Origin of the sequence: Aromatoleum sp., assembly GCF_036675785.1 — a bacterium.
Taxonomy (GTDB): Bacteria; Pseudomonadota; Gammaproteobacteria; order Burkholderiales; family Rhodocyclaceae; genus Aromatoleum.
This window is the reverse complement of record NZ_JAKFEF010000028.1, coordinates 1-26,414: the sequence shown is the minus strand read 5'-3', so window position 1 is coordinate 26,414 and position 26,414 is coordinate 1. Positions and strand designations below refer to the sequence as shown.

Annotated in this window: 21 protein-coding genes; 13 read left to right on the top strand and 8 right to left on the bottom strand. The window is 66.8% G+C overall.

Annotated features, from left to right (window positions below):
• Nucleotides 1-451: 451 nt before the first annotated feature.
• Both V6M37_RS07830 and V6M37_RS07825 read right to left on the bottom strand, forming a co-directional pair.
• Entirely contained in the window at nucleotides 452-2,656 is a 2,205-nt protein-coding gene (locus tag V6M37_RS07830; protein WP_332672072.1) for an NACHT domain-containing protein, read from the bottom strand.
• A gap of 2 nt (nucleotides 2,657-2,658) precedes the next feature.
• Nucleotides 2,659-3,324, bottom strand: coding sequence for a hypothetical protein (locus V6M37_RS07825; protein ID WP_332672070.1), 666 nt, complete (start codon nucleotides 3,322-3,324; stop codon nucleotides 2,659-2,661).
• Between the two features lie 544 nt (nucleotides 3,325-3,868).
• On the opposite strand from V6M37_RS07825, the gene V6M37_RS07820 reads away from it, so the two are divergent.
• From V6M37_RS07820 to V6M37_RS07810, 3 genes are all read left to right on the top strand, one after another.
• Nucleotides 3,869-5,125: an IS256 family transposase gene (locus V6M37_RS07820; RefSeq protein WP_332672068.1), complete on the top strand. Its 1,257-nt coding sequence runs from the start codon at nucleotides 3,869-3,871 to the stop codon at nucleotides 5,123-5,125.
• Nucleotides 5,126-5,411: 286 nt separating this feature from the next.
• Nucleotides 5,412-6,389, top strand: a complete 978-nt coding sequence (locus tag V6M37_RS07815; protein WP_332672066.1) for a glutathione S-transferase family protein — start codon at nucleotides 5,412-5,414, stop codon at nucleotides 6,387-6,389.
• A gap of 110 nt (nucleotides 6,390-6,499) precedes the next feature.
• Nucleotides 6,500-6,697: a hypothetical protein gene (locus tag V6M37_RS07810; RefSeq protein ID WP_332672064.1), complete on the top strand. Its 198-nt coding sequence runs from the start codon at nucleotides 6,500-6,502 to the stop codon at nucleotides 6,695-6,697.
• A gap of 51 nt (nucleotides 6,698-6,748) precedes the next feature.
• Here the strand turns inward: V6M37_RS07810 and V6M37_RS07805 are convergent, their stop codons facing one another.
• Both V6M37_RS07805 and V6M37_RS07800 read right to left on the bottom strand, forming a co-directional pair.
• Entirely contained in the window at nucleotides 6,749-7,402 is a 654-nt protein-coding gene (locus V6M37_RS07805; protein WP_332672062.1) for a LysR substrate-binding domain-containing protein, read from the bottom strand.
• Between the two features lie 126 nt (nucleotides 7,403-7,528).
• Nucleotides 7,529-7,786 carry a LysR family transcriptional regulator gene (locus tag V6M37_RS07800; RefSeq protein ID WP_332672060.1) on the bottom strand — a complete coding sequence of 86 codons (258 nt, stop codon included), beginning with the start codon at nucleotides 7,784-7,786 and terminating at the stop codon, nucleotides 7,529-7,531.
• Here V6M37_RS07800 and V6M37_RS07795 point away from each other — a divergent pair.
• A complete protein-coding gene (locus V6M37_RS07795; protein ID WP_332672058.1) occupies nucleotides 7,770-8,936 on the top strand; it encodes a mandelate racemase/muconate lactonizing enzyme family protein in 1,167 nt (388 codons plus the stop codon). The genes V6M37_RS07800 and V6M37_RS07795 overlap by 17 nt on opposite strands.
• A gap of 171 nt (nucleotides 8,937-9,107) precedes the next feature.
• Nucleotides 9,108-9,566, top strand: a complete 459-nt coding sequence (locus tag V6M37_RS07790) for a pyrimidine dimer DNA glycosylase/endonuclease V (protein ID WP_332672056.1) — start codon at nucleotides 9,108-9,110, stop codon at nucleotides 9,564-9,566.
• Nucleotides 9,567-9,606: 40 nt separating this feature from the next.
• On the opposite strand, the gene pqqC is transcribed toward V6M37_RS07790, so the two are convergent.
• Nucleotides 9,607-10,410 carry a pyrroloquinoline-quinone synthase PqqC gene (gene pqqC, locus V6M37_RS07785; protein ID WP_332672054.1) on the bottom strand — a complete coding sequence of 268 codons (804 nt, stop codon included), beginning with the start codon at nucleotides 10,408-10,410 and terminating at the stop codon, nucleotides 9,607-9,609.
• 46 nt (nucleotides 10,411-10,456) lie between these two features.
• Nucleotides 10,457-11,371: a pyrroloquinoline quinone biosynthesis protein PqqB gene (gene pqqB / locus V6M37_RS07780; protein WP_332672052.1), complete on the bottom strand. Its 915-nt coding sequence runs from the start codon at nucleotides 11,369-11,371 to the stop codon at nucleotides 10,457-10,459.
• Between the two features lie 187 nt (nucleotides 11,372-11,558).
• Here pqqB and pip point away from each other — a divergent pair, with 187 nt between their 5' ends.
• Nucleotides 11,559-12,560: a prolyl aminopeptidase gene (pip, locus tag V6M37_RS07775; protein WP_332672050.1), complete on the top strand. Its 1,002-nt coding sequence runs from the start codon at nucleotides 11,559-11,561 to the stop codon at nucleotides 12,558-12,560.
• 181 nt (nucleotides 12,561-12,741) lie between these two features.
• Here the strand turns inward: pip and V6M37_RS07770 are convergent, their stop codons facing one another.
• Nucleotides 12,742-13,413: a transglutaminase-like domain-containing protein gene (locus V6M37_RS07770; protein WP_332672048.1), complete on the bottom strand. Its 672-nt coding sequence runs from the start codon at nucleotides 13,411-13,413 to the stop codon at nucleotides 12,742-12,744.
• A 258-nt stretch (nucleotides 13,414-13,671) separates the two neighbouring features.
• On the opposite strand from V6M37_RS07770, the gene V6M37_RS07765 reads away from it, so the two are divergent.
• The 5 genes from V6M37_RS07765 (at nucleotide 13,672) to V6M37_RS07745 (ending at nucleotide 20,680) form a co-directional block, all read left to right on the top strand.
• Nucleotides 13,672-14,157 (top strand): OmpA family protein, encoded by a 486-nt coding sequence (locus V6M37_RS07765; RefSeq protein WP_332672046.1) that lies wholly within the window; start codon nucleotides 13,672-13,674, stop codon nucleotides 14,155-14,157.
• 184 nt (nucleotides 14,158-14,341) lie between these two features.
• Nucleotides 14,342-15,238, top strand: coding sequence for a LysR family transcriptional regulator (locus V6M37_RS07760; protein WP_332672045.1), 897 nt, complete (start codon nucleotides 14,342-14,344; stop codon nucleotides 15,236-15,238).
• A 195-nt stretch (nucleotides 15,239-15,433) separates the two neighbouring features.
• Nucleotides 15,434-17,140, top strand: a complete 1,707-nt coding sequence (locus V6M37_RS07755) for an NAD(P)H-dependent oxidoreductase subunit E (protein WP_332672043.1) — start codon at nucleotides 15,434-15,436, stop codon at nucleotides 17,138-17,140.
• Nucleotides 17,137-19,992 carry a formate dehydrogenase subunit alpha gene (gene fdhF / locus V6M37_RS07750; RefSeq protein WP_332672041.1) on the top strand — a complete coding sequence of 952 codons (2,856 nt, stop codon included), beginning with the start codon at nucleotides 17,137-17,139 and terminating at the stop codon, nucleotides 19,990-19,992. Before V6M37_RS07755 ends, fdhF begins: the two co-directional genes overlap by 4 nt.
• A 109-nt stretch (nucleotides 19,993-20,101) precedes the next feature.
• Nucleotides 20,102-20,680, top strand: a complete 579-nt coding sequence (locus tag V6M37_RS07745; RefSeq protein WP_332672039.1) for a ProQ/FINO family protein — start codon at nucleotides 20,102-20,104, stop codon at nucleotides 20,678-20,680.
• A 115-nt stretch (nucleotides 20,681-20,795) separates the two neighbouring features.
• Here V6M37_RS07745 and V6M37_RS07740 read toward each other — a convergent pair whose 3' ends face one another.
• On the bottom strand, nucleotides 20,796-22,433 hold the full coding sequence (locus V6M37_RS07740; RefSeq protein ID WP_332672037.1) for an ATP-binding domain-containing protein: 1,638 nt from the start codon (nucleotides 22,431-22,433) through the stop codon (nucleotides 20,796-20,798).
• 195 nt (nucleotides 22,434-22,628) lie between these two features.
• Between V6M37_RS07740 and V6M37_RS07735 the strand changes: the two genes are divergently transcribed.
• The gene (locus tag V6M37_RS07735) at nucleotides 22,629-23,546 is read left to right on the top strand and encodes a DnaJ C-terminal domain-containing protein (protein WP_332672035.1); all 918 of its coding nucleotides are present in this window, start codon (nucleotides 22,629-22,631) and stop codon (nucleotides 23,544-23,546) included.
• 72 nt (nucleotides 23,547-23,618) lie between these two features.
• A partial coding sequence (gene recC / locus V6M37_RS07730) for an exodeoxyribonuclease V subunit gamma (RefSeq protein ID WP_332672033.1) occupies nucleotides 23,619-26,414 on the top strand: 2,796 nt, incomplete at its 3' end.

Genomic DNA, 26,414 nt, shown 5'->3' with positions numbered 1-26,414 from the left:
GAGGACCTCGCGAAGTGGGGGCGCACAATGTTCGCCCTCCTGTCCGACGTCCTCATCCCCTGTTCGACGCCACAAGTTTTCGGCGGTAGCCGATCAAGGGCGAACGCGATACCGGTCGGCGATCGATCACGGATTCATCGGCGGCTTCGTGGGCTCCAACATTCGGATCTTGTGGTCCGTTCTTCGTTGAAGTAGCGAAGGGCACGCTACCGTTCGGCCCTTAGACACTGCTCCCCCAGGGTGGAACCGACGGCGGGTATTGGCTCTTTACAGGTTATCGGTCGGGAATTTCACTCGACGGGAATTTTTTCCAATGACCATGAGTAGAAAAAACTGTTCGCGATCTGACGATCGGCTTACCCAGATTCAGAAGTAAGCAACAAATTCTGCGCCCTAACCGTATTCCAATCAGCACTAAACGTAGGACTACTCCCGCTTCCGCGCAGCCTGACTACGTGGCCAGCTCCTCGAGCTTCTGAAAGAAACGCACAATCATTATGTCATTAGGGTCTTCCGCAAGAAGGCGATTCTTGTGTTTGATATGCACGAAGTTTGAGGACTTGCCTGAGGCTTGTCGGTACTCCTCACGCAGAAATCCTTCTTCACGCAAGAGCGTACTTAAAACGCTCCAGTAACGATCTTTAAGAATCTTCCCGTAAAGGTCATCCTCCGCGCGAAGCCAATATTGTCGTATCCGGCACCCTTGCCCCAACAGTATATATATTGGGTGAGCCCGTAGCTTGCTCGACGAGACACCGGTTGAAACGGTCAAATTCACGTTTCTGCCTCGCGCTTCTAGCCACTTGGTTATCGTCTCTGCGTCAAGGACTTGCTCTCCTGAATCCAACACGAGAACGGATGGCGTAGGGAAGCTCGCCGAAAATCTTGAAGAGTCACTAGCCAGTAGCGTGAATACTTGACATTCGGAAAAAACTACTTGAGATAAATCCGCGCTTCTGCAGTTTAACTGGTTCACCACAACATTGTTCAATTGGACAGAAGCAGCTGTTCCAGTAACTACCGCGTCATCGATCTCAAAGTCAGCTACGCGAATGTCCGCCTTGCTTTGAATATTCGCCAAGCTTGCAAGCACTAGTGCGCCAGCATTTCGAATCGTGCGATCTACCGATGTATATGTATGAGGTAAGACCAGCAGACGATCAATAAAGCGATCAACCAACGTTCGGTTCTCGCTCGCAGTCTCAGAAAGCACGTCCACGAATACGCTTAGAAACTCAGTGCCAAACAAATTACGTCGAACAAACTTTGGCACTTCACCTTGAACGATAGCGTGGATCGTGACGTGAGACAGGAAGTAGTTTAAGAGGTGAGTGTGAATAAACGACCGATAGCCTTGACGCTCGTCATTCATCAAGAATGCAACTACAGAGGCACGGTTCTTTACGAGTGAGACGATTTCCGGCGGATAGCCATCACCAAGTGAAGCTTCGGCAATCCACATCAAGGCAATGGCTTCCAGCGCTTCAGTCTGAGACTCAGCCATCTCACGCGCAACTTCCAGCATGAAGTTGTTAATAAAGCGTCTGATTTCGTCAAACGACATTACTGCCTCAACCGGCCTACCGAATAGGCGTGCCTCTCGATCGGTAATGTGGTCTACGAGGAACGGGGTGAGGTAGCGCTCATGTTTTTCCTTCAATTGCTTAGGCTTGATTTCACTAAGTAACTTGAGGAACACCGGCCGTAGTGCAAATGAATCTGGCTCCAAAAGCACCGAGATACTTGGTAACTCAAAATTTGCGTCAGTCCAGTTGTATCGCTTCAGCCAGTCCTTTGCTTGTTCAGGAGTCGGTGATTCTAACGTTACTCCTGAAACGATATCCGTATGCGCTCGCAGCGCCGGGACGTCTGCGAGCAATCTGGAGCGGCCGATAAAAGTATCTCGCCCTGCCAAAATGAGGGTGCCATTGCCACGGATAGACGTTATCAATTGCCCAACCTGCGCCCATGCGAGTTCGTACCCATTCGGATCCCCGAGCTCGTCAAAGCCGTCAATTGCGATAAGGACCACGCCATATCTTGCAAGGATTGGAAGCTGGTCGTAGGTGATAGTAGAGCGGATGGTTTGCAGGCTAAAGGCCATGAGGTCTTGTATATTCGACAATACACGGCCACGGCTTTTGACGTGCAAAAGAAGCGGTTGAAAGGAATTCTTGTAAGCGGACGAGCGCTTAAAGGCGATCTGCTCAATCAATCGCGTCTTGCCTATCCCGGCTGGGCCGTCGATTAGCAATACCTCCGTCGCATCAGGTTTTCTTTCGGTACTCCCTAGGAGTGAGTCAACATCGTCAACCGAGTTGATTCGAACCTTTCGATGTGTGATGCCATTTAGAGGTATTAAAGCGCTTTCTTGTGCAGTGCCCTTTCCCAACAGTTCGGTCTGAGCATCAGCCCAGCGTCGAAGGTTGGCAAAAATTTCAGAAGACAACATTGCAGCAACAGAGCTGAAATGTTTTGTCGTGGCTCCCCAAATGGTCGTAATTTTTCCGTTGGTTTTGTCGAGAACTATTTTTAATGGGCGCCCGTCGCGCGTAAACTTCGCGACAAGTTTTTCGCCTTGTTCTGAAACTTTTGGCAGACCTTCCCCAAGATCCACGAAGGGTGCAAAGTCATTAATGATGGTTTCGCGGTTCATATTTAATCGTTCACCAGAATATTGTCCAATTTCAAGAAATTGTTTGTTGCGCGGCTTCGGAGAAGGACTACGCGAGAGCCCGTTGTCTTGATCATCGCTTCTGCAACAAATAGCGGAGGGATGAGATCGTCATCTTCTGCTACCACAAGAATCCAGTCAGAAGAAGATTGATGGGCGGAAAAGACGACGTCAGAGGCCAGCGCGGTGTCGACCATTTTTTCTTCCAGGCTTCTTTTCCCTTGCGCACGCAAGGTATTAGGTAGGTGAATGGCGAGTTTGCTATGGCTCCGTTCCGGGCAGGCTGCAAGCAAGCGGTCTCCGAAATCAACTTCGGGAGAAAAAATCACATTGGCTCTTTGTGATATTGAAGCGAAATCTGCTTCAGATATAACGCGTTGTACCGCTTTCCTGTTAGGCGTGGGCTCATACCCTTTGTGCCAGCCGTGATACAGCCGCATTGATACCGTGAAACGCTTATTCGGTTCCAGAGAAAAAAGACAGTTCGCAATACGCTTGGTGATCTTGTTGAAGACGGCACGTGCTACGCTTAACGGATCAGCTTTCTTGTCGATACGTGCTAAATGTAGTTGTGCGTTCCAGTCGATAAATGCAGTTACTTTATTGAACGCCGTAATAGGATTAGGTCGCATTTGTGATAGTTCTTTCACTGTCGCTCCGAGCCTTCAACCGCTCGCGCGGCACCGCAAGCTAGTAGGTAACGACTCTTGGAGCACGGCCCCTCAGGGTTCGATTCTTCGCTCAATCTTAGCCTATAAGGCATATCTGCCGATATGCGGATAAACCAAAAGGGAGCGGTCTACTTTTGCGGCCGAAGCGGCAGAGAGGCAAGTAGGGTATGTGATAGCTTTCGTATCAGCTGATCGCCGCTTTCCCGAGGGTTTCTTAGCCTCCACTTCGACTGGAGCTTGGCATATAGCGGACGGACTAATGCTTAAAGGCGAGAGTCGGCTCCTGAAGAAGTTCTGCCATGGATACTAGCCGTGTAACCGGTCGACTTCGTAGACATTGGAACGTTGACGCGACGAATGGCAGGGAGGCATTGCAGGGAGTTTACGCGGGATCAGCGAACGGCGTGCTTCAGGCTGTGGGCGCGACACATCGCAAGATGTCGTCGGCAAATGATTGGTGGACTCAAATCGAGCCTGTCAGAAATTTTGTGTGTGAGGCATAACATGTCGGCAAGGAGCATGTATGCCAAGCAAGACGAGCAAGAAGCAAGTGGCAGCGGCGCTGCCCAGCATCCCGAAAAAACTCATTGATCAGTTCGTCAGCGGTCCGATGAGCGCCGAGGCGGTCAATGCCGCCGCGATGGCATTCAAGAAGGCGCTGATCGAACGCGCGCTTGGCGCCGAGCTCAGTCATCACGTGGGTTACCCGCCCGGAGCGGACAAGCCCGGCGAGAGCAGCAATCACCGCAACGGCGCCACTGGCAAGACCGTGCTGACCGAAGATGGACCGTTGCGGATCGATGTGCCGCGCGACCGGGCGGGCAGTTTCGAGCCGGTGCTCATCCCGAAGCACGAGCGGCGCTTTACCGGCTTCGACGACAAGATCGTTGCCATGTACGCGCGCGGGATGACGATTCGCGAGATCCAGGGCTTTTTGGCCGAGCAGTACGGCACCGAGGTTTCGCCCGAGTTCATCAGCTCGGTCACCGAGGCGGTGATGGGTGAGGTCACCGCCTGGCAGTCGCGCCCGCTGGAACCGATGTACCCGGTGGTGTTCTTCGACGCCCTGCGGGTCAAGATTCGCGAGGACGCCGTGGTGCGCAACAAGGCGATCTACCTGGCACTCGGGGTGCTGCCCGACGGCACGCGTGACATTCTGGGTCTCTGGATCGAGAACACCGAGGGCGCCAAGTTCTGGATGAAGGTCTTCAATGACCTCAGGACGCGCGGCGTGGCCGACATCCTGATTGCGGTCACCGACGGCCTGAAGGGCATGCCCGAAGCGCTGGAGGCGGTGTTTCCGGCCACCACGCTGCAGACCTGCATCGTGCATCTGATCCGCAACAGCCTCGACTACGCGAGCGGGAAAGAGCGCAAGGCGCTGGCGGCGGCGATCCGGCCAATCTACACGGAGCCCAGTGCCGAAGCCGCGCTGGCCGAACTCGATGCGTTCGCCCAAGGCCCCTGGGGCGAGAAGTTTCCCCCCATGACCGCCGCCTGGCGCCGGGCGTGGGATCGGGTGATTCCCTTCTTCGCCTTTCCACCCCCGATCCGCCGGGTGATCTACACCACCAATGCCATCGAGAGCATCAACGCCCGGCTGCGCAAGATCATCAAGACGCGGGGGCATTTCCCCAGCGACGAGGCCGCAACCAAGCTGATCTGGCTCGCCCTGCACAACATCACCGCTGACTGGGGACGGGCGGCCAAGGACTGGAAAGCGGCGATGAACCAGTTCGCCATCCTTTACGCCGAACGCTTTGAAGCGGCGCGCGGCTAGAATGACTACCGACTTCTCCACCGAGCCGCCTGGCGGCAGCTCGGTGGAGAAGTCTCTTCAAGCCTCACACACAGAAATCCTGACACCCCCCTCAAATCGCGTAATGCCTTAGACGCCATGACCCTAAGCTGGCGAGGCGGCCACGTTATCGCGAATTAGCGGACCACCCAAGGTTTGTGCTCGTTCCCGCAACAATAATGCGCTGTAGCGGCTGTTTATCTCACCCCGCGCGTCCACTACGCTCTCTCCCACAGGGCAAACCCGACAAGAGAGAGAGGACGCAAACATGCTGGTGAACGGTAAATGGACTGAAGAATGGCAGCCGGTGCAGGAGAGTGACGCCGAGGGGCGCTTCATTCGTCAGCATTCGGGGTTTCGCGATCGGATCGGCGCGGACAGCGCGAAAGGCTTCGCCGCCGAAGCGGGGCGCTACCTGCTTTACGTCGCGTACATCTGCCCGTGGGCTTCGCGGACGCTGATCGCGCTGCGACTGAAGGGACTCGAGAATGCGATCGACGTGTGCGTTGTCGACCCGCGCCTCGGCGATCAGGGCTGGGCCTTCACCGGTCGCGACGGCAGCGACCTCGACCGCGTCAACGGCGCGAGCCACCTGCACGAGATCTATACGCTCGCGGACCCGACCTACAGCGGACGCGCGACGGTGCCGGTGCTGTGGGACAAGAAGACGCGGACGATCGTCAATAACGAGTCCGCGGACATCGTCCGCATCTTCGACAAGGACTTCGGCGCACTGGCGACCGGCGACGTCGACCTTCGGCCCGGGGGGCTGGAGGACGAGATCGACGCGGTAAACGACCGCCTGTACGACGGATTCAACAACGGCGTGTATCGCGCGGGTTTCGCGACGACGCAGAACGCTTACGAGGAAGCCGTCGCGGACGTGTTCGCGGCGCTCGACTGGATGGAAGCGCGCCTCGCGCGCGCGGACTGGCTCGTGGCCGACCGGCTCACCGAAGCCGACATTCGCGCCTTCGTCACGCTGGTGCGCTTCGATCTCGCGTACCACGGCCTGTTCAAGTGCAACCTGCGGCCGCTTTCGGCCTACCCCGCGGTGTGCGCGTACCTCGTGCGCCTGCTCGCGATCCCGGCGTTCGCCGCGAGCGTCCGTCCGGACCACATCAAGGCGGGTTACTACTCGGTCAAGGCGCTGAACCCGACCGGCATCGTGCCGCTCGGGCCGGACCTCGACTATCTGGCGCCGCTGCTCGCGGTGCGACGGGGGTCGTGCACGGCGACGTCGTGACGGGGAGCTCGCACGGTCGGGCGCTCCAAAAACAGTCTTACAAATGAGCCATGCGCGGCGGTCTCCGGCGACTGCCGCCGGGACGTTGACCACTGACAAGGAGGTCAATCATGGCTCGCTTACTGACCGCATTCCTCGTCGCCGGCCTGTTGGGCGGCTGTGTCGTGCATCCGATCGACTATGACGGCCACCGTCACCACGATCGACACTGGGGCGAACACCATGACCGCGGCGACCGGCACTGGGGCGACCGCGATCATCGCCCTTGGGGCGACCGGGGCGGTTACCGTTACCGCGAACGCCGCTGACGGCGGAAGCGGCGGGTGGCTGATGGCGAATTCGGGACTGCCGCTTGCGGCTCACGCCGCCGCGGCGACGGCCGCCCAGAAGTCCTCGCCGGCTTGGCCGAGCGGCGCGCGGTCGCGGTAGAGCCGCACTTCCATCGGAATGCTCCACTCGCGCGCGCCCGCCTCGACGAGCCGGCCGGCTGCGACGTCGTCGGCGACGAGGCTGTCCGGCAGCCACGCGATGCCGCGCCCGTCGAGCGCCATCGTGCGCAGCACCGACGACAGGTGCGCGGTGAAGGCGCTGTGCGCCGGCAGCCGTGCGAGCTTGGGGCCGAGCACCTCGTGCAGCAGCCGGTCCATGCCGGATTCCGGGCTGTAGCTCAGCAGCGTCACCGGCTGTTCCGCACCGTCGGCGACGAGCGCGTGACGCGGGCGGCCATCGGCATCGGGCGCCGACACCGGCACCAGCCGGTCCGCACCGACCACTAGCGACGGATAGCCCTGCGCCTGCAGCGCGCCCGGGACTTGCGGGTGGGCGTGGCTCAGCACGAACTGCACTTCGCCGTGCAGCAGCATCGCCTCGCAGCGCTGCAGCACGTCGGAGACGAGGCGCACCGGCCCCATCGCGATCCGCGACTCGATCGCGCGCAGCCAGCCCGGCAGAAACGTGAAGGACAGCGCGTGCGTCGCCGCGAAGCGCAGGGTCGCCGACTGGCTTTCGGCCACGGCGCGGGCTTCGACCGGCACCCGCGCGACGCGCGCGAGCAGATCCTCCGCGGTGCCGCGGAACCATTCGCCCGCCTCGGTGAGCCGCGCCGGCTGGCCCGACCGGTCGAAGAGCTCGGTGCCGACCTATTCCTCGAGCGCGCGGATGCGCCGGCTGAATGCCGGCTGCGTCATGTGCCGCTCGTCGGCGGCGCGCGAGAAATTGCCGCTCGCGGCGAGCGCGAGGAAGTCGTCGAGACAGGACAGGTTCATCGGCGTCATCGGCGATGCCTTCAGCGCATGAAAAGCGAAAAAATCGGCATTGGCGCGGCCAAGCGGACGCGCGGATGATCCGCATCGAACCTCTCGCAGCCCCTCAGGAGCCCCAATGAAGATCGTCGACATCCGCGAAAAGACCGTTCCGATCAGCTCTCCGATCCGCAACGCCTACATCGACTTCAGCAAAATGACGCTGAGCCTCGTCGCCGTCATCACCGACGTGATCCGCGACGGCAAGCCGGTCGTCGGCTACGGCTTCAATTCGAACGGCCGCTACGGCCAGGGCACCTTGATGCGCGAGCGCTTCATCCCGCGCGTGCTGGAGGCTAAACCGGAATCGCTGCTCGACGCCAGCGGCCGCAACCTCGACCCGCACAAGGTCTGGGCGACGATGTTCACGAACGAGAAGCCCGGCGGCCACGGCGAGCGCTCGGTCGCGATCGGCACGATCGACATGGCGGTGTGGGACGCGGTCGCGAAGATCGAAGGCAAGCCCCTGTTCCAGCTTCTCGCCGAGCGCTACGGCAACGGCCAGCCGGATCGCAGGATCTTCGTCTACGCCGCCGGCGGCTATTACTACCCGGGGCAGGACCACGAGAAGCTCAAGGACGAGATGCGCAGCTACATCGACCGCGGCTACACGGTCGTCAAGAAGAAGATCGGCGGCGCGTCGCTCGACGAGGACCTGCGCCGCATCGACGCGATCCTCAGCGTGCTGCAGGACGGCCAGAAGCTCGCCGTCGACGCCAACGGCCGCTTCGACCTCGACACCGCGATCCAGTATGCGAAGGCGCTGTCGCAGTACGACCTCTTCTGGTACGAGGAAGCGGGCGACCCGCTCGACTTCGAGCTGCAGGCGACGCTGCGCAACTACTACAAGAACCCGATGGCGACCGGTGAGGACCTTTTCTCGATGCAGGACGCGCGCAACCTGATCCGCTACGGCGGCATGCGCCCGGACCGCGACTGGCTGCAGTTCGACTGCGCGCTGAGCTACGGCCTCGTCGAATACCTGCGCACGCTCGACATGCTGAAGGAGCACGGCTGGTCCGCGAGCCGCTGCATCCCGCACGGCGGCCACCAGATGTCGCTGAACATCGCAGCGGGCCTCGGCCTCGGCGGCAATGAGAGCTACCCGGATCTCTTCCAGCCTTTCGGCGGCTTCCCCGACGGCGTGAAAGTCGACAACGGCTACGTCACGCTGCCCGACCTGCCGGGCATCGGCTTCGAAGGCAAGGCCGACCTGTATCGCGAGATGCAGGCACTGTCGGCCTGACGCGAGTGCGGCCGTGCGCCCGGTGCGTCCCGCCGGCGGGGGACGGCCGCAGGAGGCCGCGCGAGCCGCGGAAAATGGGGGACAGCCTCCGTTTTTCTGAAAAAAAGAACGGCGGGATGCGTAAATTCTGGGAAGATTCACGAGTATCTCCCCTCCCGGTCAGGTCCCCTCATGCGGCTCTGGTCGTTGCATCCAAAGTATCTCGACCCGCAAGGTCTGGTCGCGCTGTGGCGGGAAGCGCTTCTCGCCCGCGCCGTGCTGCGCGGCGAGACGAAGGGCTACCGCAATCATCCGCAGCTGGAGCGCTTCCGCAGCCAGGCGGACCCGGTCTCGGCGATCGGCGCGTATCTCGCAGCGGTGTACAGCGAGGCCGTCGCGCGCGGCTACTCGTTCGACCGGAGCAAGATCGGCAGCGTCGACGCGGGCGTGCAACTGCCGGTCACGGACGGGCAGATCGCATACGAGTGGCGACACCTGCTGCACAAGCTCGCGACACGCAATCCCGCGCTCTATGAGCAGTGGCGCAGTTGCGATGAGCCGGAATGCCACCCTCTCTTCGTTGTCCGTCCGGGGCAAATCGAGCCTTGGGAGCGGCCGCTCGACGCTTCAGGGGCACGCCCCGCGAAGTGACCCCGACGATCCGGAGCGGCGTCGGTCGCGAGCGGTGTGCTCATGAGCGCGCTCCTGCCGGCGTGGGCCGCTTCTCCCCGCGGATTTCGATCTCGCACTGGCTGAGCATGATTGCGTCGGCGAGCGCCCACAGCACGTCGAGCTTGAACTGCAGGATTTCCAACGCGCGCTCCTGCAGCGCGCGGCTGCGGCTGAAGTAGTCGAGCGTGAAGCGCAGCCCGTGGGCGACGTCGCGCCGCGCCTGCGTCAGGCGGTTGCGGAAATATTGCAGGCCGGCCGGATCGACCCACGGATATTGATCGGGCCAGGTGTCGATGCGTTGCTGATGGATGTGCGGCGCGAAGAGCTCCGTCAGGCTCGACGCGATCGCTTCCTGCCACGGGCGCTGGCGCGCGAAGTTGACGTACGCGTCGACCGCGAAGCGCGCGGCCGGCACGACGTGGCGCAGCGATGTAACGTCGTCGCGCGTGAGCCCGACCGCCTCGCCGAGGCGGATCCACGCCTCGATGCCGCCCGGGTCCTTGATGCTCCCGATCTCGTAGCCGTCGTGGTCGAGGATGCGCTGGATCCACTCGCGGCGGATCTCGCGGTCCGGGCAGTTCGACAGGATCGCGGCGTCCTTCACCGGGATCGCGATCTGGTAATAGAAACGGTTGGCGACCCAGCCTTGCAGCTGCGCGCGAGTGAGCTTTCCTTCAGCCATCATCACGTGGAACGGGTGATGGATGTGGTAGCTCGCGCTCTTGCCGCGCAGGCGGGCCTCGAATTCCTCGCGGCTCAGCGGCGGCGCATCTGCCGTAAAGGCGCGCGCAGCGGCGTCCTCGATGGCGACGTCGAAATCCATGATGTTCTCTCCTTCCAGCGGAACCGGACCTTGGCGGGGCGCGTGTTCAGAACGACAGCTCCATGCCGTCGTACGCGACCTCGATGCCGTGCGCGGCGAGTTCCGCACGCTCGCGGCTTTCCTCGTCGAGGATCGGGTTCGTGTTGTTGATGTGGATCAGCACCTTGCGCGTCGTCGCGGGCAGGCGGTCGAGCCATTCGATCATCCCGCCCGGGCCGGACTGCGGCAGGTGCCCCATCGCGCGCGAGGTCTTCTGCGCCGCGCCGAGCCGGATCATCTCGTCGTCGGTCCACAAGGTGCCGTCGACGAGCACGCAATCGGCCGCCTGCATCGCCGTCCAGACGTGCTTCTCCATCTCGCCGAGGCCCGGCGCGTAGAACGCCTTCCGGCCGCTCTTCGCATCGACGAGCGTCACGCCGATGTTGTCGCCTGGACGGGGCTGGTCGCGATGGGGCGAGTACGGCGGGGCGTTGCTCGTCAGCGGCAGCGCCTCGAACGCGAGGCCCGCGGCGCCGTCGATGTCGAATCGTCCCCCGAGCGGCACCTCGCGCCAGTCGATGCCGCAGTAATGACCGAGCACGCCGAAAAGCGGGTTGCCGGCCGACAGGTCGTCCCGCACCTCGACCGTGCACCACAGCGGGTGCGGCGAGCGGTGCTCGCGCAGCATCAGGAGCCCCGTCGTGTGGTCGATCTGCGCGTCGATCAGCACGATCGCGCGGATCGCCGTGTCGCGCAGCGCGCGAGCCGGCTGCAACGCGGGAAAGCTGCGGATCTGCTGCAGCACGTCGGGCGATGCGTTGAACAGCACCCAGTTCTCGTCGTCGCCGCTGACCGCGATCGACGACTGCGTCCGCGCCTGCGCGCGCACGGTTCCGCGCCGCAGTCCGTCACAATTGCGGCAGTTGCAGTTCCACTGCGGGAATCCGCCTCCCGCCGCCGAGCCGAGCACCCTGATCTTCACCTCCTGCCTCCTTGCGAAGCGACCGCGGCGTCTTGCCGGTCTGGAAGACAGGATGCCCTGCGCGCTCCCCGACGCAGATCGCAAAGGCGGCGAATTTCGCCTAGCGATTTGCATGAGATACGGGCCGGCGCTTCTGCACTCCGCCGCCGACGGCCGCTGGCGCGGGGATTGCGCTAGGATCCTGCGCATGCCGGCCATTCCTCAGTCCGCTCGCACGCCCTCGCCGCCATTCCCGTCGATCGAACCCTGGCGACGCGGCTGGCTCCCTGTCGGCGACGGCCATGCCATCTACTTCGAGCAGTGCGGCAATCCGCAGGGCCGGCCGCTGGTCGTGCTGCACGGCGGCCCCGGCAGCGGGTGTTCGCCGCGCATGCGGCAGCTGTTCGACCCCGCGCGCTTTTGCATCGTGCTCTTCGACCAGCGCGGCTGCGGACGCAGTACGCCGCGCGGGGAACGCGCGCACAACACGACCGCCGATCTGGTCGCCGACATCGAGCGGCTGCGATGCCATCTCGGCGTCGCGCGCTGGCTCGTCACCGGTGGCTCATGGGGCGCCGCGCTCGCCGTCGCGTACGCCGCGACGCACCGGGAAGCGTGTGTCGGCGCGATCCTGCGCGGCATCTTCCTGACCGGTCCTGCGGATCTCGACTGGTTCTTCGGCGGCGCCGCCGGCCTGTTCCCGCAAGCGTGGCAGGCATTCGACCGGCACGTGCCCGGCGGCCACGATCGCGCGCTCGCGGATCGCCTGTTCCACGCCGTGCTCGGAGACGACGAGAGGGTCGCAGCCGAAGCGGTGCGCCGCTGGATGCAATGGGAGGCAACGCTCGACGGCGGCTCCCCGGTCCCGTTGCCGCCGTTTCCGGACCCGGACGCGCAGGCGGCGCTCCTCGCGAAATACCGGGTCCAGGCGCATTACCTGCGCCGGCAGTGTTTCCTCGGCGAGCCGCGCGTCCTCGAACTCGCCGCGACGCTCGACACCCTGCCGGTTGCGATCCTTCACGGCGCCGACGACCTCGTCTGCCGCGTCGACAATGCCCGCCGCCTGCATCGCGCGGTGCCGCACGCCCGGCTGCATATCGTCGCGAGCGCGGGGCACAATCCATTCGTGGCGCCGATGCTGCGGGCGATCGTCGACGTGGCGGGCGACCTGGCGTTCGACGCAAAAACGGGTTCCGAAAACCGGGCGTGACCGGGGGCGAAAACGGGGTCGCGCGCCAATTGCCCTTCAAGCGTCGTCGGGGAAAGCGGGGTTAAATGCCGTTTTCAGAATCCCTGCGCCCCCCGGCCGCGAGTAGAAAATCGGGAGCAGAGTCGAATTGCGCTCGACGTGTTCTCTCGGTCGGAACCCCCCCCGTTCCCTTAAAACGACGCTACGCAGGCTGGTTTTCCCTTTCCACGTCCGCGAGGAAATCCTCCGCCCTCAGCTGTTCGGCCTGTTCGAGCCACACCGGGTAATGCGTGCGGAAATCCGCGGCGAGCTGCGGCAGCGGCACGTCGGGGTAGTGCCCGCGCTGGTGCACGTATTCCATGTGCTGATTCCCGCTGCGGTCGAAGGCGTGATAGATCGAGTCGCTGCGACCGTCGAATTCCAGCGGCAGCAAGCCGAAGCGCTCGCACAGGGCGAGGTTGAAGGCGGGCGTGGCCTTGTGCCAGGCGCCGTCGATGAGGATTTCGGTGTAGCCGTGCCAGCGGTACAGATCCGATCCGAAGGTCTGACGCATGCGTTCGGTGCTGAGGTGGTTGCGCACGTCGGCGTAACCGGGGCGCGCCGCAATGCCCACTGCGCGGCAAGCGGCGGCCAACAGCGTCGCTTTCGGCACGCACCAGCCCGCGCCGGTGGCAATGACGCTGCTCGCCTTCATCCCGGTTTCCGACAGGTCGATGCGATAGGGATCGTAGCGGAAGCCGTCGCGGACGGCGTAGTACAGGGACACCGCGCGCTCGCGGACGTCGTTGCCGCGACAGTGCTTTTGCGCGAAGGCAAGGACTTCGGGGTGGTCGCTGTCGATCAGTGCGGTCGCTGACAGGTACGGATCGGTCATCGGCGTGCTCCGTAAGGCAAAGAATTTGAGGAAATATTCCCGAGCGACCATAGCACGGAAAACCGGCGCTCATGAAGGGCGGTGCGGGGGAGGGCAACCGCAGCAACCGCGGCCACACTGGGGTGGCAGACCTTGTTTTCCTCCGGCTTGCCCGCTATGTGCCCGTTCCATGCATCCGGACAAAAGGCGAACGGGATTGGGCTAAACTCTCGCCCGACCCCGCGTGCGCGGGACAACCTCATGACTGGAGCTCGGGACATGTTCGATCAGGAAGACGGCGAACTCAACGTCGTCATCGGTGTACTCTTCGGCGTCATAGCGCTTGTGATCGCGCTGGTCATCGGAATTGCAACCTGGAAGCTGGGCGCGGCCAATGCGGAGCCGATCGCGGCAACGCCGGCGGCCGAATTCACCGAAGTCGCGGAGGTCGGCGAGCCGCTGGTGAAGTTCTATTTCGGGGTCGGAGAAACCGCGATGTCCGCGAACGCGTCCGCCGACCTGGAGACCGTCGTCGCCGCAGTGGAGGCTGCGCCGGAGAAGAAGGTGCTGCTGTCGGGCTTCCACGACGAGACCGGTGGCGCCGCGGTGAATGCCGAAGTGTCGAAGAACCGCGCGCTGTCGGTGCGCGAGGCGCTGCTCGAGGCAGGGGTGCCCGCCGAGCGCGTGCTGCTGCGCCGTCCGGCGGTTACTTTGGGCGGTGGCGATGCCGCCGAGGCGCGTCGCGTCGAGGTGCGCGTGCAGTAAGCGGAACCCGTTTCGCGACACACGAATCAGCCGGGGCTCCCCGGCTTTTTTTCGTCGATCGCGCGTCGGGGGGAAGGGCGCGATGAACGCCGCGGTCTGCACAAACGATCTCTTTGCGAACCCTGCGCGCGTACAGTACGGTGGTTCGTAACCCGCATGCTGCGCATCCGTCGCATCTTCCGCCATGATCGCCCGCAAATACCTCTACCTCCTCGCCCTTGCGCGCGAACGGCATTTCGCCAAGGCGGCGGCGAGCTGTCACGTGTCGCCGTCGACGCTGTCGGCGGCGATCCGCGATCTCGAGGACGAACTCGGCGTCGCGCTGGTCGTGCGCGGCCAGCGCTTCGCGGGGCTGACCGCGGAGGGCGAGTGCGTCGTCGCACATGCCCAGCGCGTCGCGGTCGGGGCGGACGATCTGCGGCACGAGCTCGGGATGCTGCGCGACGGGCTGCGCGGGCCGTTGCGGATCGGCGTGATCCCGACCGCGCTGCCGGTCGTCGCGTCGCTGACGGGAGCGTTCGCCGACGCGCATCCGGCGGTCGCGATCGAGGTGCGCTCCGCGAGCACGCAGGCGATCCTGACGGGGCTGCGCGGCTTCGAACTCGACGCGGGGGTCGTCTATGCGCAGTCGGCCGACGCGGCGGACCTGCAGTATTCCTCGCTGTGGCGCGAGAAGCTCGTCTACGTTACCGCCGAGTCGGCGCCGGCCGCGGGCGACGAGATCGAATGGGCGACGGCCGCGCGCCGGCCGCTGTGCCTGCTGTCGCGCGACATGCAGAACCGCCAGACGATCGACCGCGTGTTCGACGGCCTCGAATGCACGCCGCACGTGAGCCTTGAGACGAACTCGATCCTGAGCCTGCTGGCGCACGTGCGCACCGGGCGCTGGGCGACGATTTTGCCGCGCAGCGTGCTCGGACTCGTCGGCACGCCGAACGGCCTGCGCGCATTGCCGCTCGTGAAGCCTTCGGTCGCGTGGGAGACCGGCCTCGTGACCTTGCGGCGCGAGCCGAATTCACCGCTCGTCGACGCGCTGCTCGCCGCGGCGCGCACGCTGCCCGGTTACGCGTCGGGCACGTAGGAATCGTCTCCGGCCCGAGCGCGGCGGGGCAGTGTCCGGCTGGCGCCGTGGGTCGTCGAACCGGCGCGGGTGACGTTCGGAAAAAGCGAACGGACCTTCGGCAGATTCCGCTTTGCGCACGCCGCGGTCCGCACTATCGTTCAGCTCCATCGCCGCGGTCTGTGCTCGCGGCCCTCTTTTCGCGGGAATCCCACTATGCGAAGAAATCCCGACCGCGGCCGCGTGCGCGCACCGCTCCCCGAATCGGCCCATGCGGCTGCCGCCGCGGCGCTCGCCGCGGACCTCGAAGCCGGCAGCGCGCCGCGCGCCGACCGGCTGATCGAATACCTGCACCGCCTGCAGGACGCGCAGGGCGCGCTGCACGCGGACCACCTCGCCGCGCTCGCCGAAGCGCTGAAGCTCGCGCGCGCCGAAGTGTTCGAAGTCGCGACCTTCTACCACCATTTCGACTTCGTGCCGACCGGCGGTGAAGCGCCGCCCGCGCTGACGGTGCGCGTCTGCGACTCGCTGGGCTGTGCGATCGCGGGCGGCGCCGAACTCGCGGCGTCGCTCGCGGGCCGGCTCGGTGCCGACGTGCGGGTGCAGCGCGTGCCGTGCGTCGGCCGCTGCGACAGCGCGCCCGTCGCGGTCGTCGGCCAGAAGCCGGTGCTGAACGCCGACGTCGACAAAGTCGTGGCCGTCGTCGCCAGCGGTGAGCGTGACGAGGCGCTGCCGGACGCGATCCGCTTCGACGCGTACCGCGCGGCGGGCGGCTACCGGCTGTGGGAAGCGGTGAGGAGCGGCGAGCGCGACCCCGAGGCTATCGTCGCCGCGCTCGACGCTGCGGGCCTGCGCGGCCTCGGCGGCGCGGGCTTCCCGGCGGCGCGCAAATGGCGCACCGTCGCCGCGCAGCCGGCGCCGCGCAACATGGCGGTCAATATCGACGAAGGCGAGCCCGGCACGTTCAAGGACCGGCACTACCTCGCGACCGACCCGCACCGCTTCATCGAAGGCATGCTGATCGCGGCGCGCGTCGTCGGCGTTGCTGGCATCTGGATCTACATCCGCGACGAATACCCGGCGCTGCGGCGCCTCCTCGCCGAGGAGCTCGACCGCGTGCGCGCCGAATGGCCGGACGTGCCGCCGTTCGAGCTGCGCCGTGGCGCCGGCGCGTACGTGTGCGGCGAGGAATCGGCGATGATCGAGTCGATCGAAGGCAAGCGCGGGATGCCGCGGCTGCGCCCGCCCTACGTCGCCGAAGTCGGTCTCTTCGGGCGGCCGACGCTCGAGCACAACCTCGAGACGCTGTGGTGGGTGCGGGACATCATCGAGCGCGGCGCCGACTGGTTCGCGAGCTTCGGGCGCAACGGCCGCAAGGGCTTGCGCAGCTTCTCGGTCAGCGGCCGCGTCGCGAAGCCCGGCGTCGTCGTCACCGACGCGGGCATCACGCTGCGCGAACTCATCATTGAGCACTGCGGCGGCATGCTGCCCGGCCACGAGCTGTACGGCTATTTCCCCGGCGGCGCGTCGGGCGGCATCTTGCCTGCAAGCCTTGCCGACGTGCCGCTCGACTTCGACACGCTCGCGCCGCACGGCTGCTTCATCGGCTCGGCGGCGATCGTCGTGTTCTCGCAGCACGACCGCGCACGCGTGCTCGCCGAGAACGCGATGGCGTTCTTCGCGCACGAATCCTGCGGCCAATGCACGCCGTGCCGCGTCGGCACCGCAAAGGCGGTCGAGTTGATGAAAGCGCCGGAGTGGAACGCCGGACTGCTGAGCGAACTCGGAAAGACGATGATGGACGCGTCGATCTGCGGCCTCGGCCAGGCCGCGCCGAACCCGATGCAATCGGTGCTGCGCTTTTTTGCGCATGAAGTCGGCGCGCCGACGACCGAGTCCGCCGTGAAGGAGCAAACCGCATGAACGCCGCCGACCTGATCCGCTTCGAGCTCGACGGCCGCGAAATTCCGGCCGTCCCCGGCGAGTCGATCCTGCAAGCCGCGCAACGTGCCGGCGTCGACATCCCGCACCTCTGTTACACCGAGGGCATGCGCGCCGACGGCAACTGCCGGGCGTGCGTCGTCGAGATCGACGGCGAGCGCGTGCTCGCGCCGTCGTGCTGTCGCGCGCCGAAACCGGGCATGAAGGTGAAGGCCGAGAGCGAACGCGCGCGCGCGTCGCAGCGCATGGTGCTGGAACTGGTGCGCGCGGATGTCCCGTCCGACGCCGAGAAGCCCGACTCCGAGCTCGCGCACTGGTGCGACGAACTCGGCATCGCGAAATCCCGCTTCGCGCCCCGCGACAACCCCGCGCCCGACCGCAGCCACCCCGGCATCGCGGTGAACCTCGCCGCGTGCATCCAGTGCACGCGCTGCGTACGCGCGTGCCGCGAGGAGCAGGTGAACGACGTCATCGGCCTCGCGCGCCGCGGCGCCGACACCGCGATCGTGTTCGACTTCGCGGACCCGATGGGGACGTCGACCTGCGTCGGCTGCGGCGAGTGCGTGCAGGCCTGCCCGACCGGCGCGCTGCTGCCGGCGGCGCTCGCGGATTTCTACGCTGCCGAAGCGGTGCCGGGCGAGACGGCCGGGACGCCGGTCGAAGTCGGGAGAGGCGCGGCAACCGAAAGCGAGCCGAGCCCCGTGGCCGCCTCCGGCCTGCGCCCGATCGAGTCGCTGTGCCCGTACTGCGGCGTCGGCTGTCAGGTCGCGTACCAGGTCGCCGGCGACGGCGCGGCGGCGAAGATCATCCACGTCGAAGGCCGCGACGGACCGGCGAACGCCGGGCGGCTGTGCGTCAAGGGGCGCTACGGCTTCGGCTATCCGCAGCACCGGCACCGTCTGACGAAGCCGCTGATCCGCAAGCCGGGCATCCCGAAAGCCGTCGACCTCGACCCGTCGAATCCGCTCGCGGCGTTCCGCGAGGCGACTTGGGACGAGGCGTTGGACTTCGCCGCGGCCGGGCTCGCGCGCGTCAAGGCGCAGCACGGTCCGCACGCGCTCGCCGGCTTCGGCTCGGCGAAAGGCAGCAACGAGGAGGCTTACCTCTTCCAGAAGCTCGTCCGCGCGGGCTTCGGCACGCACAACGTCGACCACTGCACGCGGCTGTGCCACGCGTCGTCGGTCGCGGCACTCCTCGAAGGCATCGGGTCGGGCGCGGTGTCGAACCCGGTGCGCGACGTCGAGGTCGCCGACGTCATCGTCGTGATCGGCGCGAACCCGGCGTCGAACCATCCGGTCGCCGCGGCGTTCATGAAGAATGCGGCCGAGCGTGGCGCGAAGCTCGTGCTGATGGACCCGCGCGCGACGCCGCTCGCGCGCCACGCCTACCGCTTCCTGCAGTTCCGCCCCGACGCCGATGTCACGCTGCTGCTGTCGCTCGCGTGCGTGATCATCGAGGAAGGGCTCACCGACGACGCCTTCATCGCCGCGCGCACGAGCGGCTTCGACGCGTTCCGCGATGCGGCGCTCGCGTTCCCGCCGGAGCGCGTCGAAGCGATCACCGGCATTCCCGCCGCCACCGCGCGCGAAGTCGCCCGTCTCTATGCGAAGGGCCCCAACAGCATGATCTTCTGGGGCATGGGCGTGTCGCAGCACGTGCACGGCACCGACAACTCGCGCTGCCTGATCGCGCTCGCGCTGATGACCGGCCAGATCGGTCGCCGCGGCACGGGCTTGCACCCGCTGCGCGGGCAGAACAACGTGCAGGGCGCATCCGACGCGGGCCTGATCCCGATGATGTTCCCGGACTACCAGCACGTCGCCGACCCCACCGTGCGTGCGAAGTTCGAGGCGCTGTGGGGAACGAAACTCGCCGACAAGCCCGGTCTGACGGTCGTCGAGATCATGGACGCGGCGCTCGCCGGTGACATCCGCGGCATGTTCATCGAAGGCGAGAACCCGGCGATGTCCGACCCCGACCTCGCGCACGCGCGCGCCGCGCTCGGCGGCCTCGAGCACCTCGTCGTGCAGGACCTTTTCCTCACCGAGACCGCGATGCTCGCCGACGTGATCCTGCCGGCGTCGAGCCTGATGGAGAAGACCGGCAGCTTCACGAACACCGACCGTCTCGTGCAGCTCTCGCAGCCGGTGCTGCCGCTGCCCGGCGACGCTCGGCCGGACTGGTGGATCATCCAGCAGGTCGCGCAGCGCCTCGGTTTGACGTGGAATTACGCCGGACCGCACGAGATCTTCGACGAACTGCGCCGCGCGCTGCCGAGTTACGCCGGCATCACGTGGGCGCAGCTCCAAGCCGAGCGCGCGGTCGTCGCGCCGAAGTTCACCGAGGACGGGCCGTCGTATCCGGTGCTGTTCGAGGACCGCTTCCCGACGCCCGACGGCCGCGCGCGCTTCGTCGCGGTCGCGCCGCTGCCGGCCGCCGAGCTGCCCGACGCGGATTACCCGCTCGTGCTGATCACCGGCCGCGTGCTCGAACACTGGCACACCGGCTCGATGACGCGCCGCGCCGACGTGCTCGATGCGCTCGAACCGCTGCCGTGGTGCTCGGTGCATCCGGACGACCTCGCGGCGCTGGGCCTCGTGTCCGGCGCGCGCGTGCGGCTCGAAACCCGCCGCGGCGCGATCGCGCTGGAAGCCCGCGCCGACACCGTCGTGCAGCGCGGCTCAGTGTTCATGCCGTTCTGCTACGTCGAAGCGGCCGCTAACCTGCTGACGCAGCCGGCGCTCGATCCGTTCGGCAAGATCCCGGAGTTCAAGTTCTGCGCGGTGCGCCTGGGCGTGGAGGCGCCCATCGAGGTTGCACCGACGCCGGCCTGAACCGGGCTGCGTTCGATCCCGGATAGCCGCCGGCAACCGACGGCTATCTGCGCGCATTTCGTGCGATCATGCGCGCTTTCGATCGCAGCCGAAGCACACTCTTCCCGCAATGACTACCGAAACCCGTTCCGCGGCACAGCCCGAGCAACCGGCGCCCCTGGCCGCCGCGCAAGATCCGACAGTCGAACCGAAGGCGCAGCAAGCCGACGCCGCCGCCCAGACGGGAGGCGAGCCGGCCGCGAACGAGCAGACCGCCGGGACCCCCGCGGCGAAGAAGTCGCAGATCGACGCCCGCGGCCTGCTCGCGAAGCTGCAGGAAGTCTCGCCGACCTTCCGCGAAGTCAGGCCGCTCGCGCTGCGCATCGACAAGGCGATCGCCGCGCGCTTCCCCGACGTCGACCGCAAGGTGATCCGAAGCGCGATGCGCCAGCACACCGCTTCGACGCGCTACCTGAAGGCGATGGAGAAGGCGACCGAGCGCTTCGACCTCGACGGCAAGATCGACGGCGAAGTCACCGCCGAGCAGCGCGAGCATGCGAAGCAGACGCTGAAGGAGCGCTTCGCCGACGTCGCGAAACGCAAGAAGGCCGCGCTCGAACAGGAAAAGGCCCAGCGCGCCGCCGAGGAAGCCGAGCGCCGCAAGGCCGAGAAGCTGCAACAGCTGCTCGGGAAGTTCTCGAAAGGCTGAGCCGCGCTTGACGGGGCTCGCGGTGGCGGCAGCCTCGCGACCGCCGGCAGCGCACAGCGCCCCCAAGTGCGGTTCGTCGCGGCACCGGCCTCGTGCCGGAACGGCGGCCTCTCTTTCAGTTGGGCGGCGGTGAAAGCAGCTTCGCCGCCCGCTCCGACAGCACCAGGATCAGCTTCACGCTCGCGCGCGTCGCGCCGACGAAGAGCTTGCGCACGGTCAGCTCGTCGAGCGCGTCGAAGTCGATCTCGGTAAAGATCACGCACGGCGCGGACTGCCCCTTGAAGCGGTAGACCGAGTCGATCAGCACGTCGCCGTCCGAATATTCCGCGTTGCCGAGCAGGTCGTAGCGGCCGGTGAAAGCTTTCAGCCGGTGCGCGCCGAGCCGCGCGGAGCCGGTGAACCGCGAATGCTCGCGGCCGCGCAACGTCAGCGTCGCGATCATCTCGCGCCGGAATCCGAGTCCGATCGCGCGGGTGATCGCGCGCTTGGTCTGCTCGACGAGTTCCTCGGGGTTCTTCCAGACCAGCATTTCCACGTCGCCGCCGCTGACCGGGCTGCCGGCTTCGAGCGGTTTCGGCAGCGGCAGCAGCCGGTTCAGCGCCGCGACGATCTCCGACGGGCTGCGGTAGTTGCGCCCGCTCGTGAGGCGCACCCAGCCCGGCAGTGCGACCGGCGCACGGCCGTAGAGATTCTGCATCGGGTCTTCGAGCCACCACGCGCGCCCGGCCGGTCGCAGCAGCCGCAGCAGCGCGTCGCGCCAGTCTTCGCGGAAGTCCTGGCCTTCGTCGACGATCAACTCGTCGAAGCGCCAGTCGTCGCCGGGTTCGAGTTCGCGGAACGCCGCTTCGAGGCGCGCGAACGCGTCCGGCTGCGCGAAATCGGGCCGTTCGCTGCGGGCGCGCACGATCCGGTCGCACAACTGATGATAGGTCGCGACTTCGCCGCCGGCCGGCGCGAGCAGCGCGATGCGGTCGGCGAGCGGGCGGTTGTAGCAGACGTACAGCGGGCGGCGCCCGGCGGCGAGCGCGTCGCGGAACACCGCCAGCGCGAGCTGCGTCTTGCCGCTGCCGGCGGTTCCGGTGACGCGCAGGCGGAAGGGTTCCACCTCGATGCGCCGCGCCCATTCCGCGAGGCCGCCGGCGAGCCGCGTGTAGAGCGCGTCGGCCTGCCCGACGACGGCGCCGACGTCCGGGACGAGTTCGAAGCGGTCGGCGAGGAAGCGGTGGACGCCGTCGAGGAGGACTGCGTCGCGCGCGTCGCCGCGCAGCAGGCTCTGCCCGATCGTCGGCAGATGTTCGCGCTTGGTCGCGTCGACGATCCGCGAGGGGTCGATGCCGGCGCTGCCCGGCTGGCGCACAAGGTAGTCGGGGCAGTAGAGAAGCGCGTCGACGTCCGCGTCGCGCCGCTCCAGGAACGCGGCGAGCCGTTCGCGCAACTGCGCGGCGCTGCGGGCGATCTGCACGCCGACGGTCTCTTTCGCGTTCGCCGGGGAGCGCACGAGGCCTTCCGGCGTCTCGTCGAGGAAGCCGGATTTCTGCTCGATCAGCAGCAGCCGGCCGGTCGGCCCGACGACGACGAAATCGATCTCACCGAAGAGCCGGTGCCCGCCCTCGACGCGGGTCCAATGCACGCCGTGATAGACCGCGTAATCGTCGGGCAGGCCGGCGGCGAGCGTCGCGAGTGTTTCGAGTTCGCGCGCGAGCGCGCCGCTCGCCGGCACCTGCCGCCATCCTTCGGGGTGAATCCGTGCCATCGCCGGCCGCTCGCGGGAAATCGGGATCGGCGCATGGTAGTGAAGCGGCGCGCAAATACAAACCTGTGCGCGGCGCCTGTCGCGGGACCCGGCCGCCCGTCGCCTTTCAAACCCGCGCCGCCGGCCCTATCTTGAAAGTGGCATGATTCGCGGATCCCGGCCTCGCGTTCGGGGCGGAGCGGGAGATTCGACGATATGGAATTCAGGGATTACTACGAGGTGCTCGGCGTCGCGCGCGACGCGTCGGCCGACGACATCAAGCGGGCCTACCGCAAGCTCGCGCGCAAGTACCACCCCGACGTCAACAAGGCGGCGGACGCCGAGCAGCGCATGAAGGAGGTCAACGAGGCCAACGCCGTGCTGTCCGACCCGGAGCGGCGCGCGGCGTACGACCAGCTCGGGCGCGGCTTCCACGCGGGGCAGGATTTCCGGCCGCCGCCGAACTGGGACGCGGGTTTCGAATTCACCCGCGGCGGCGAGGCCGGCGACTTCAGCGATTTCTTCTCCAGTCTGTTCGGGCAGATGGGCCATGGCCGCGGCGGGCATTTCCGCACGCGCGGCGAGGATCACCACGCGAAAGTCGTCATCGACCTCGACGACGCGTTCCACGGCGCGACGCGCGAGATCATGCTGCGCGCGCCGCAGGTCGACAGCCACGGCCACGTCGGGACGCACGAGCGCACGCTGCAGGTCCGCATCCCGAAAGGCGTACGCGATGGCCAGCGGATCCGGCTCGCCGGGCAGGGGATGCCGGGCGCGGGCGGTGCGCCGGCGGGCGACCTGTACCTCGAAGTGCATTTCCGCCCGCATCCGCGCTACCGCGTCGACGGCCGCGACATCCACGAGACCGTGCCGATCGCGCCGTGGGAAGCGGCGCTGGGTGCGACGATCGAAGTGCCGACGCCGGTCGGCCCGGTGTCGGTGCGCGTGCCGGCCGGCTCGCAGAACGGCCGCAAGCTGCGCCTGAAGGGGCGCGGCATCCCCGCGGCCGAAGCGGGCGACCTCTACCTCGTGCTCGAAATCGTGCTGCCGCCCGCGGATACGGATGCGGCGCGGCAGGTCTACGAACGGATGGCGCGCGAGCTGCCGTTCAATCCGCGTCGAGGCCTTTGACGGGCGAGCGCCTGCGGACGAACGGCCCGGCGGGAACGGGTAACATGGCGGCCTGTTTCGCGAACCCTCCTGATGCTCTCGCTCGCCTTCTCGAACCGCTACGAAGTGCTGCTCGAAACGCTGCTCGCGCGCCTCGCCGACGAGCAGCCGGGGCCGTTCGGCCAGCGCGAGATCGTCGTGCCGAGCGCGGCGCTGCGGCGCAGCGTCGAGCTCGCGGTCGCCGACCGAGAAGGCGTTGCGGCGAACCTGCGCTTCTCGTACCTCGCGCAGTGGCTGTGGAGCCAGATCGGCAAGGTCATCGCCGTCGACGAAGCGTCGCCGTTCGCGCCGGCGCAACTCGCGTGGCGCATCTTCGGGCTGTTCGGCGAGCGCGGCGAGCAGGCTGAAGGCGGCTGGACGTCAGGCCACCCGCGGCTCGCGCGCTACCTCGCCGGCGCCGACGCGCCGATGCGCTTCGACCTCGCGACGCGCGCCGCACGCGTCCTCGACCATTATCTGACCTACCGCCCGCGCTGGCTCGCCGAGTGGTCCGCCGGGCGCCCCGTCGCCGGACTCGCCGACGATGCGCGCGCCGACGAAGCCTGGCAGGCCGAGCTGTGGCGGCGGCTCACCGCCGAGCTCGGCGCGCGCAGCGAACATCCCGCGGCGACCTTCTTCCGCGCGATCGAGGATGCCGGCGTCGCGCTGCCCGGCGCGTTGCCGCAGCTCCCGGCGAGCGTGCATGTGTTCTGCCTGCCGGCGATGCCGCCGCTGTACCGCGACGTGCTGCGCGCGCTCGCCGCGTGGGTCGAGGTGCGGCTCTACGTGCTGAATCCGTGCCGCGAATACTGGTTCGAGATCGTCGAGCCGCGGCGGCTCGCGTGGCTCGTCGGGCGGCAGCAGGACCTCTATTTCGAGACCGGCAACCGGCTGCTCGCGGCGTGGGGCCGGCAGACGCAGTCGCACGTCGATCTGCTGTTCGAAGGCGACGGCGCGGCCGAAGTCGACGACAGCCTGTTCGTGCCGGCGGCAGGCGACACCCTGCTCGCGCGGCTGCAGAACGCGGTGCTCGACCTCGTCGATCCGGAGCCCGGCAGCGTCGCGCTCGCCGACGACGACCGCAGCGTCGAAGTGCATGTCTGCCATTCGCTGACGCGCGAGCTCGAAGTGCTGCAGGACCGGCTGCTCGCGCTCTTCGCCGCGCCCGACGCGCCGCGCCCCGACGAGATCCTCGTCGTCACGCCCGACCTCGAAGCGGCCGCGCCGCTGATCGAAGCGGTGTTCGGCACCGCGCCGCCGGCGCGCCGCATCCCGTGGACGATCACCGGCCTCGGCCACACGCGCACGAATCCGGTCGCGCGCGTGCTCGCCGTCGCGCTCGCGCTCGCCGCCGGCCGCTTTCCCGCGAGCCGCGTGTTCGAGCTGCTGCAGCTCGCGCCGGTCGCGCAGCGCTTCGGCCTCGACGGCGCCGATCTTGAACAGGTGCACGACTGGCTGCGCGAAGCCGGTGTGCGCTGGGGCCTCGACGCGGCGCAGCGCGGACGCCTCGGCCTGCCGGCGCTCGAACGCCACAGCCTCGCCGACGGCCTGCATCGCCTGTTCCTCGCGTACGCGCTCGGCGACGGCGACGACGGGGCCGAGGAAGACGACGGCGCAGGCGTCGGCGGCGTGCTGTTCGGCGGGCGCATCGGCGCCGCCAACCCGGAAGGCGGCGACGCGCAGACGCTCGGTCGGCTGGCGCGCTATGTCGACCTGCTGCAGTGGCTCGAAGCGGCCGCGTCGCGGACGCATGACGCCGACGGCTGGCGCGCACTGCTCGTCGAGCTGCTCGACCGCCTGATTCCGCCGACCGCGGAATGGGCCGACGACTTGCGCGCGGTGCGCGCGGCGATCGCCGAACTGCACGCGAACATCGCCGCCGGCGGCGTGCGCATCCCGCTGCCGCTCGCGCTCGTGCATCGTGCGCTGACCGACGTGCTCGACGATCCGGCGCGCGGCGGCGTGCCCGGCGGCGCGGTGACCTTCTCCGCGATGACGACGCTGCGCGCCCTGCCGTACCGCGTCGTCTGCGCGATCGGCCTCGACGACGGCGCGTTCCCGGGCGTCGAGCGGCCGGTCGAGTTCGACCTGATGGCGAGGCATCCCGCGCGCGGCGACCGCCAGCGCCGCGACGACGAACGCAACCTGTTCCTCGACCTGCTGCTCGCCGCGCGCGAGCGCCTGCACCTGTCCTACGCCGGCCGCAGCACGCGCGACAACAGCGAGAAGCCGCCGTCGGTGCTCGTCGACGAGCTGCTCGACTACGCCGCGCGCGCGACCGCCGCCGATCCGCGCAACCCGGCGTCGCTCGCCGCGGCGCGCCGGCGGCTCACCGTGATCCACCCGCTGCAGGCGTTCTCGCGCCACTACTTCCTCGCCGAGCCGGGGCAGGATCCGCGGCTTGCGAGCTTCAACGCCGAGTACTGCGAGGCCTTGCGGCACCGCGCGAACGTCGCCGGCGGGGCGCGGCTCGGGGCGTCCGCGTGCCACGCGGGCGTCGACGACGCGCTCGCGCTCCCGTCCGCCGACGAGGCCGACGATTGCGACCAGCCCGACGACGGCATGCAGCTGCCGTTCTTTTCGGCTCCGCTGCCCGCGCCCGGTGCCGAATGGCGCGACGTCGGCCTCGACCGGCTGATCCGCTTCTTCCGCAACCCGAGCCGCTTCCTGCTGCGCGAGCGCCTCGGGCTGACGCTGCCCGGCGGCGACGAGGAGCTCGACGACGACGAACCTTTCCTGCCGGACTGGCGCGGCCGGCAGGCGCTCGCCGACCGGCTGCTGCCGGCGCTGCTCGCCGGTCGCCGCCGCGACGACGTGCGCGCGCTCGCGCTCGCCGGCGGCGAGTTCCCG

Bases quoted from the DNA above. Each gene is read 5' to 3' on its own strand.
- pip (WP_332672050.1), top strand. From the start codon at position 11,559: ATGCCGGCCATTCCTCAGTCCGCTCGCACGCCCTCGCCGCCATTCCCG.
- V6M37_RS07765 (WP_332672046.1), top strand. From the start codon at position 13,672: ATGTTCGATCAGGAAGACGGCGAACTCAACGTCGTCATCGGTGTACTC.
- V6M37_RS07820 (WP_332672068.1), top strand. From the start codon at position 3,869: ATGCCAAGCAAGACGAGCAAGAAGCAAGTGGCAGCGGCGCTGCCCAGC.
- V6M37_RS07735 (WP_332672035.1), top strand. From the start codon at position 22,629: ATGGAATTCAGGGATTACTACGAGGTGCTCGGCGTCGCGCGCGACGCG.
- V6M37_RS07760 (WP_332672045.1), top strand. From the start codon at position 14,342: ATGATCGCCCGCAAATACCTCTACCTCCTCGCCCTTGCGCGCGAACGG.
- V6M37_RS07815 (WP_332672066.1), top strand. From the start codon at position 5,412: ATGCTGGTGAACGGTAAATGGACTGAAGAATGGCAGCCGGTGCAGGAG.
- V6M37_RS07770 (WP_332672048.1), bottom strand. From the start codon at position 13,413: ATGACCGATCCGTACCTGTCAGCGACCGCACTGATCGACAGCGACCAC.
- fdhF (WP_332672041.1), top strand. From the start codon at position 17,137: ATGAACGCCGCCGACCTGATCCGCTTCGAGCTCGACGGCCGCGAAATT.
- V6M37_RS07740 (WP_332672037.1), bottom strand. From the start codon at position 22,433: ATGGCACGGATTCACCCCGAAGGATGGCGGCAGGTGCCGGCGAGCGGC.
- V6M37_RS07745 (WP_332672039.1), top strand. From the start codon at position 20,102: ATGACTACCGAAACCCGTTCCGCGGCACAGCCCGAGCAACCGGCGCCC.
- V6M37_RS07790 (WP_332672056.1), top strand. From the start codon at position 9,108: ATGCGGCTCTGGTCGTTGCATCCAAAGTATCTCGACCCGCAAGGTCTG.
- V6M37_RS07830 (WP_332672072.1), bottom strand. From the start codon at position 2,656: ATGAACCGCGAAACCATCATTAATGACTTTGCACCCTTCGTGGATCTT.
- V6M37_RS07755 (WP_332672043.1), top strand. From the start codon at position 15,434: ATGCGAAGAAATCCCGACCGCGGCCGCGTGCGCGCACCGCTCCCCGAA.
- V6M37_RS07810 (WP_332672064.1), top strand. From the start codon at position 6,500: ATGGCTCGCTTACTGACCGCATTCCTCGTCGCCGGCCTGTTGGGCGGC.
- pqqC (WP_332672054.1), bottom strand. From the start codon at position 10,410: ATGGATTTCGACGTCGCCATCGAGGACGCCGCTGCGCGCGCCTTTACG.
- V6M37_RS07800 (WP_332672060.1), bottom strand. From the start codon at position 7,786: ATGTCGACGATCTTCATTGGGGCTCCTGAGGGGCTGCGAGAGGTTCGA.
- V6M37_RS07795 (WP_332672058.1), top strand. From the start codon at position 7,770: ATGAAGATCGTCGACATCCGCGAAAAGACCGTTCCGATCAGCTCTCCG.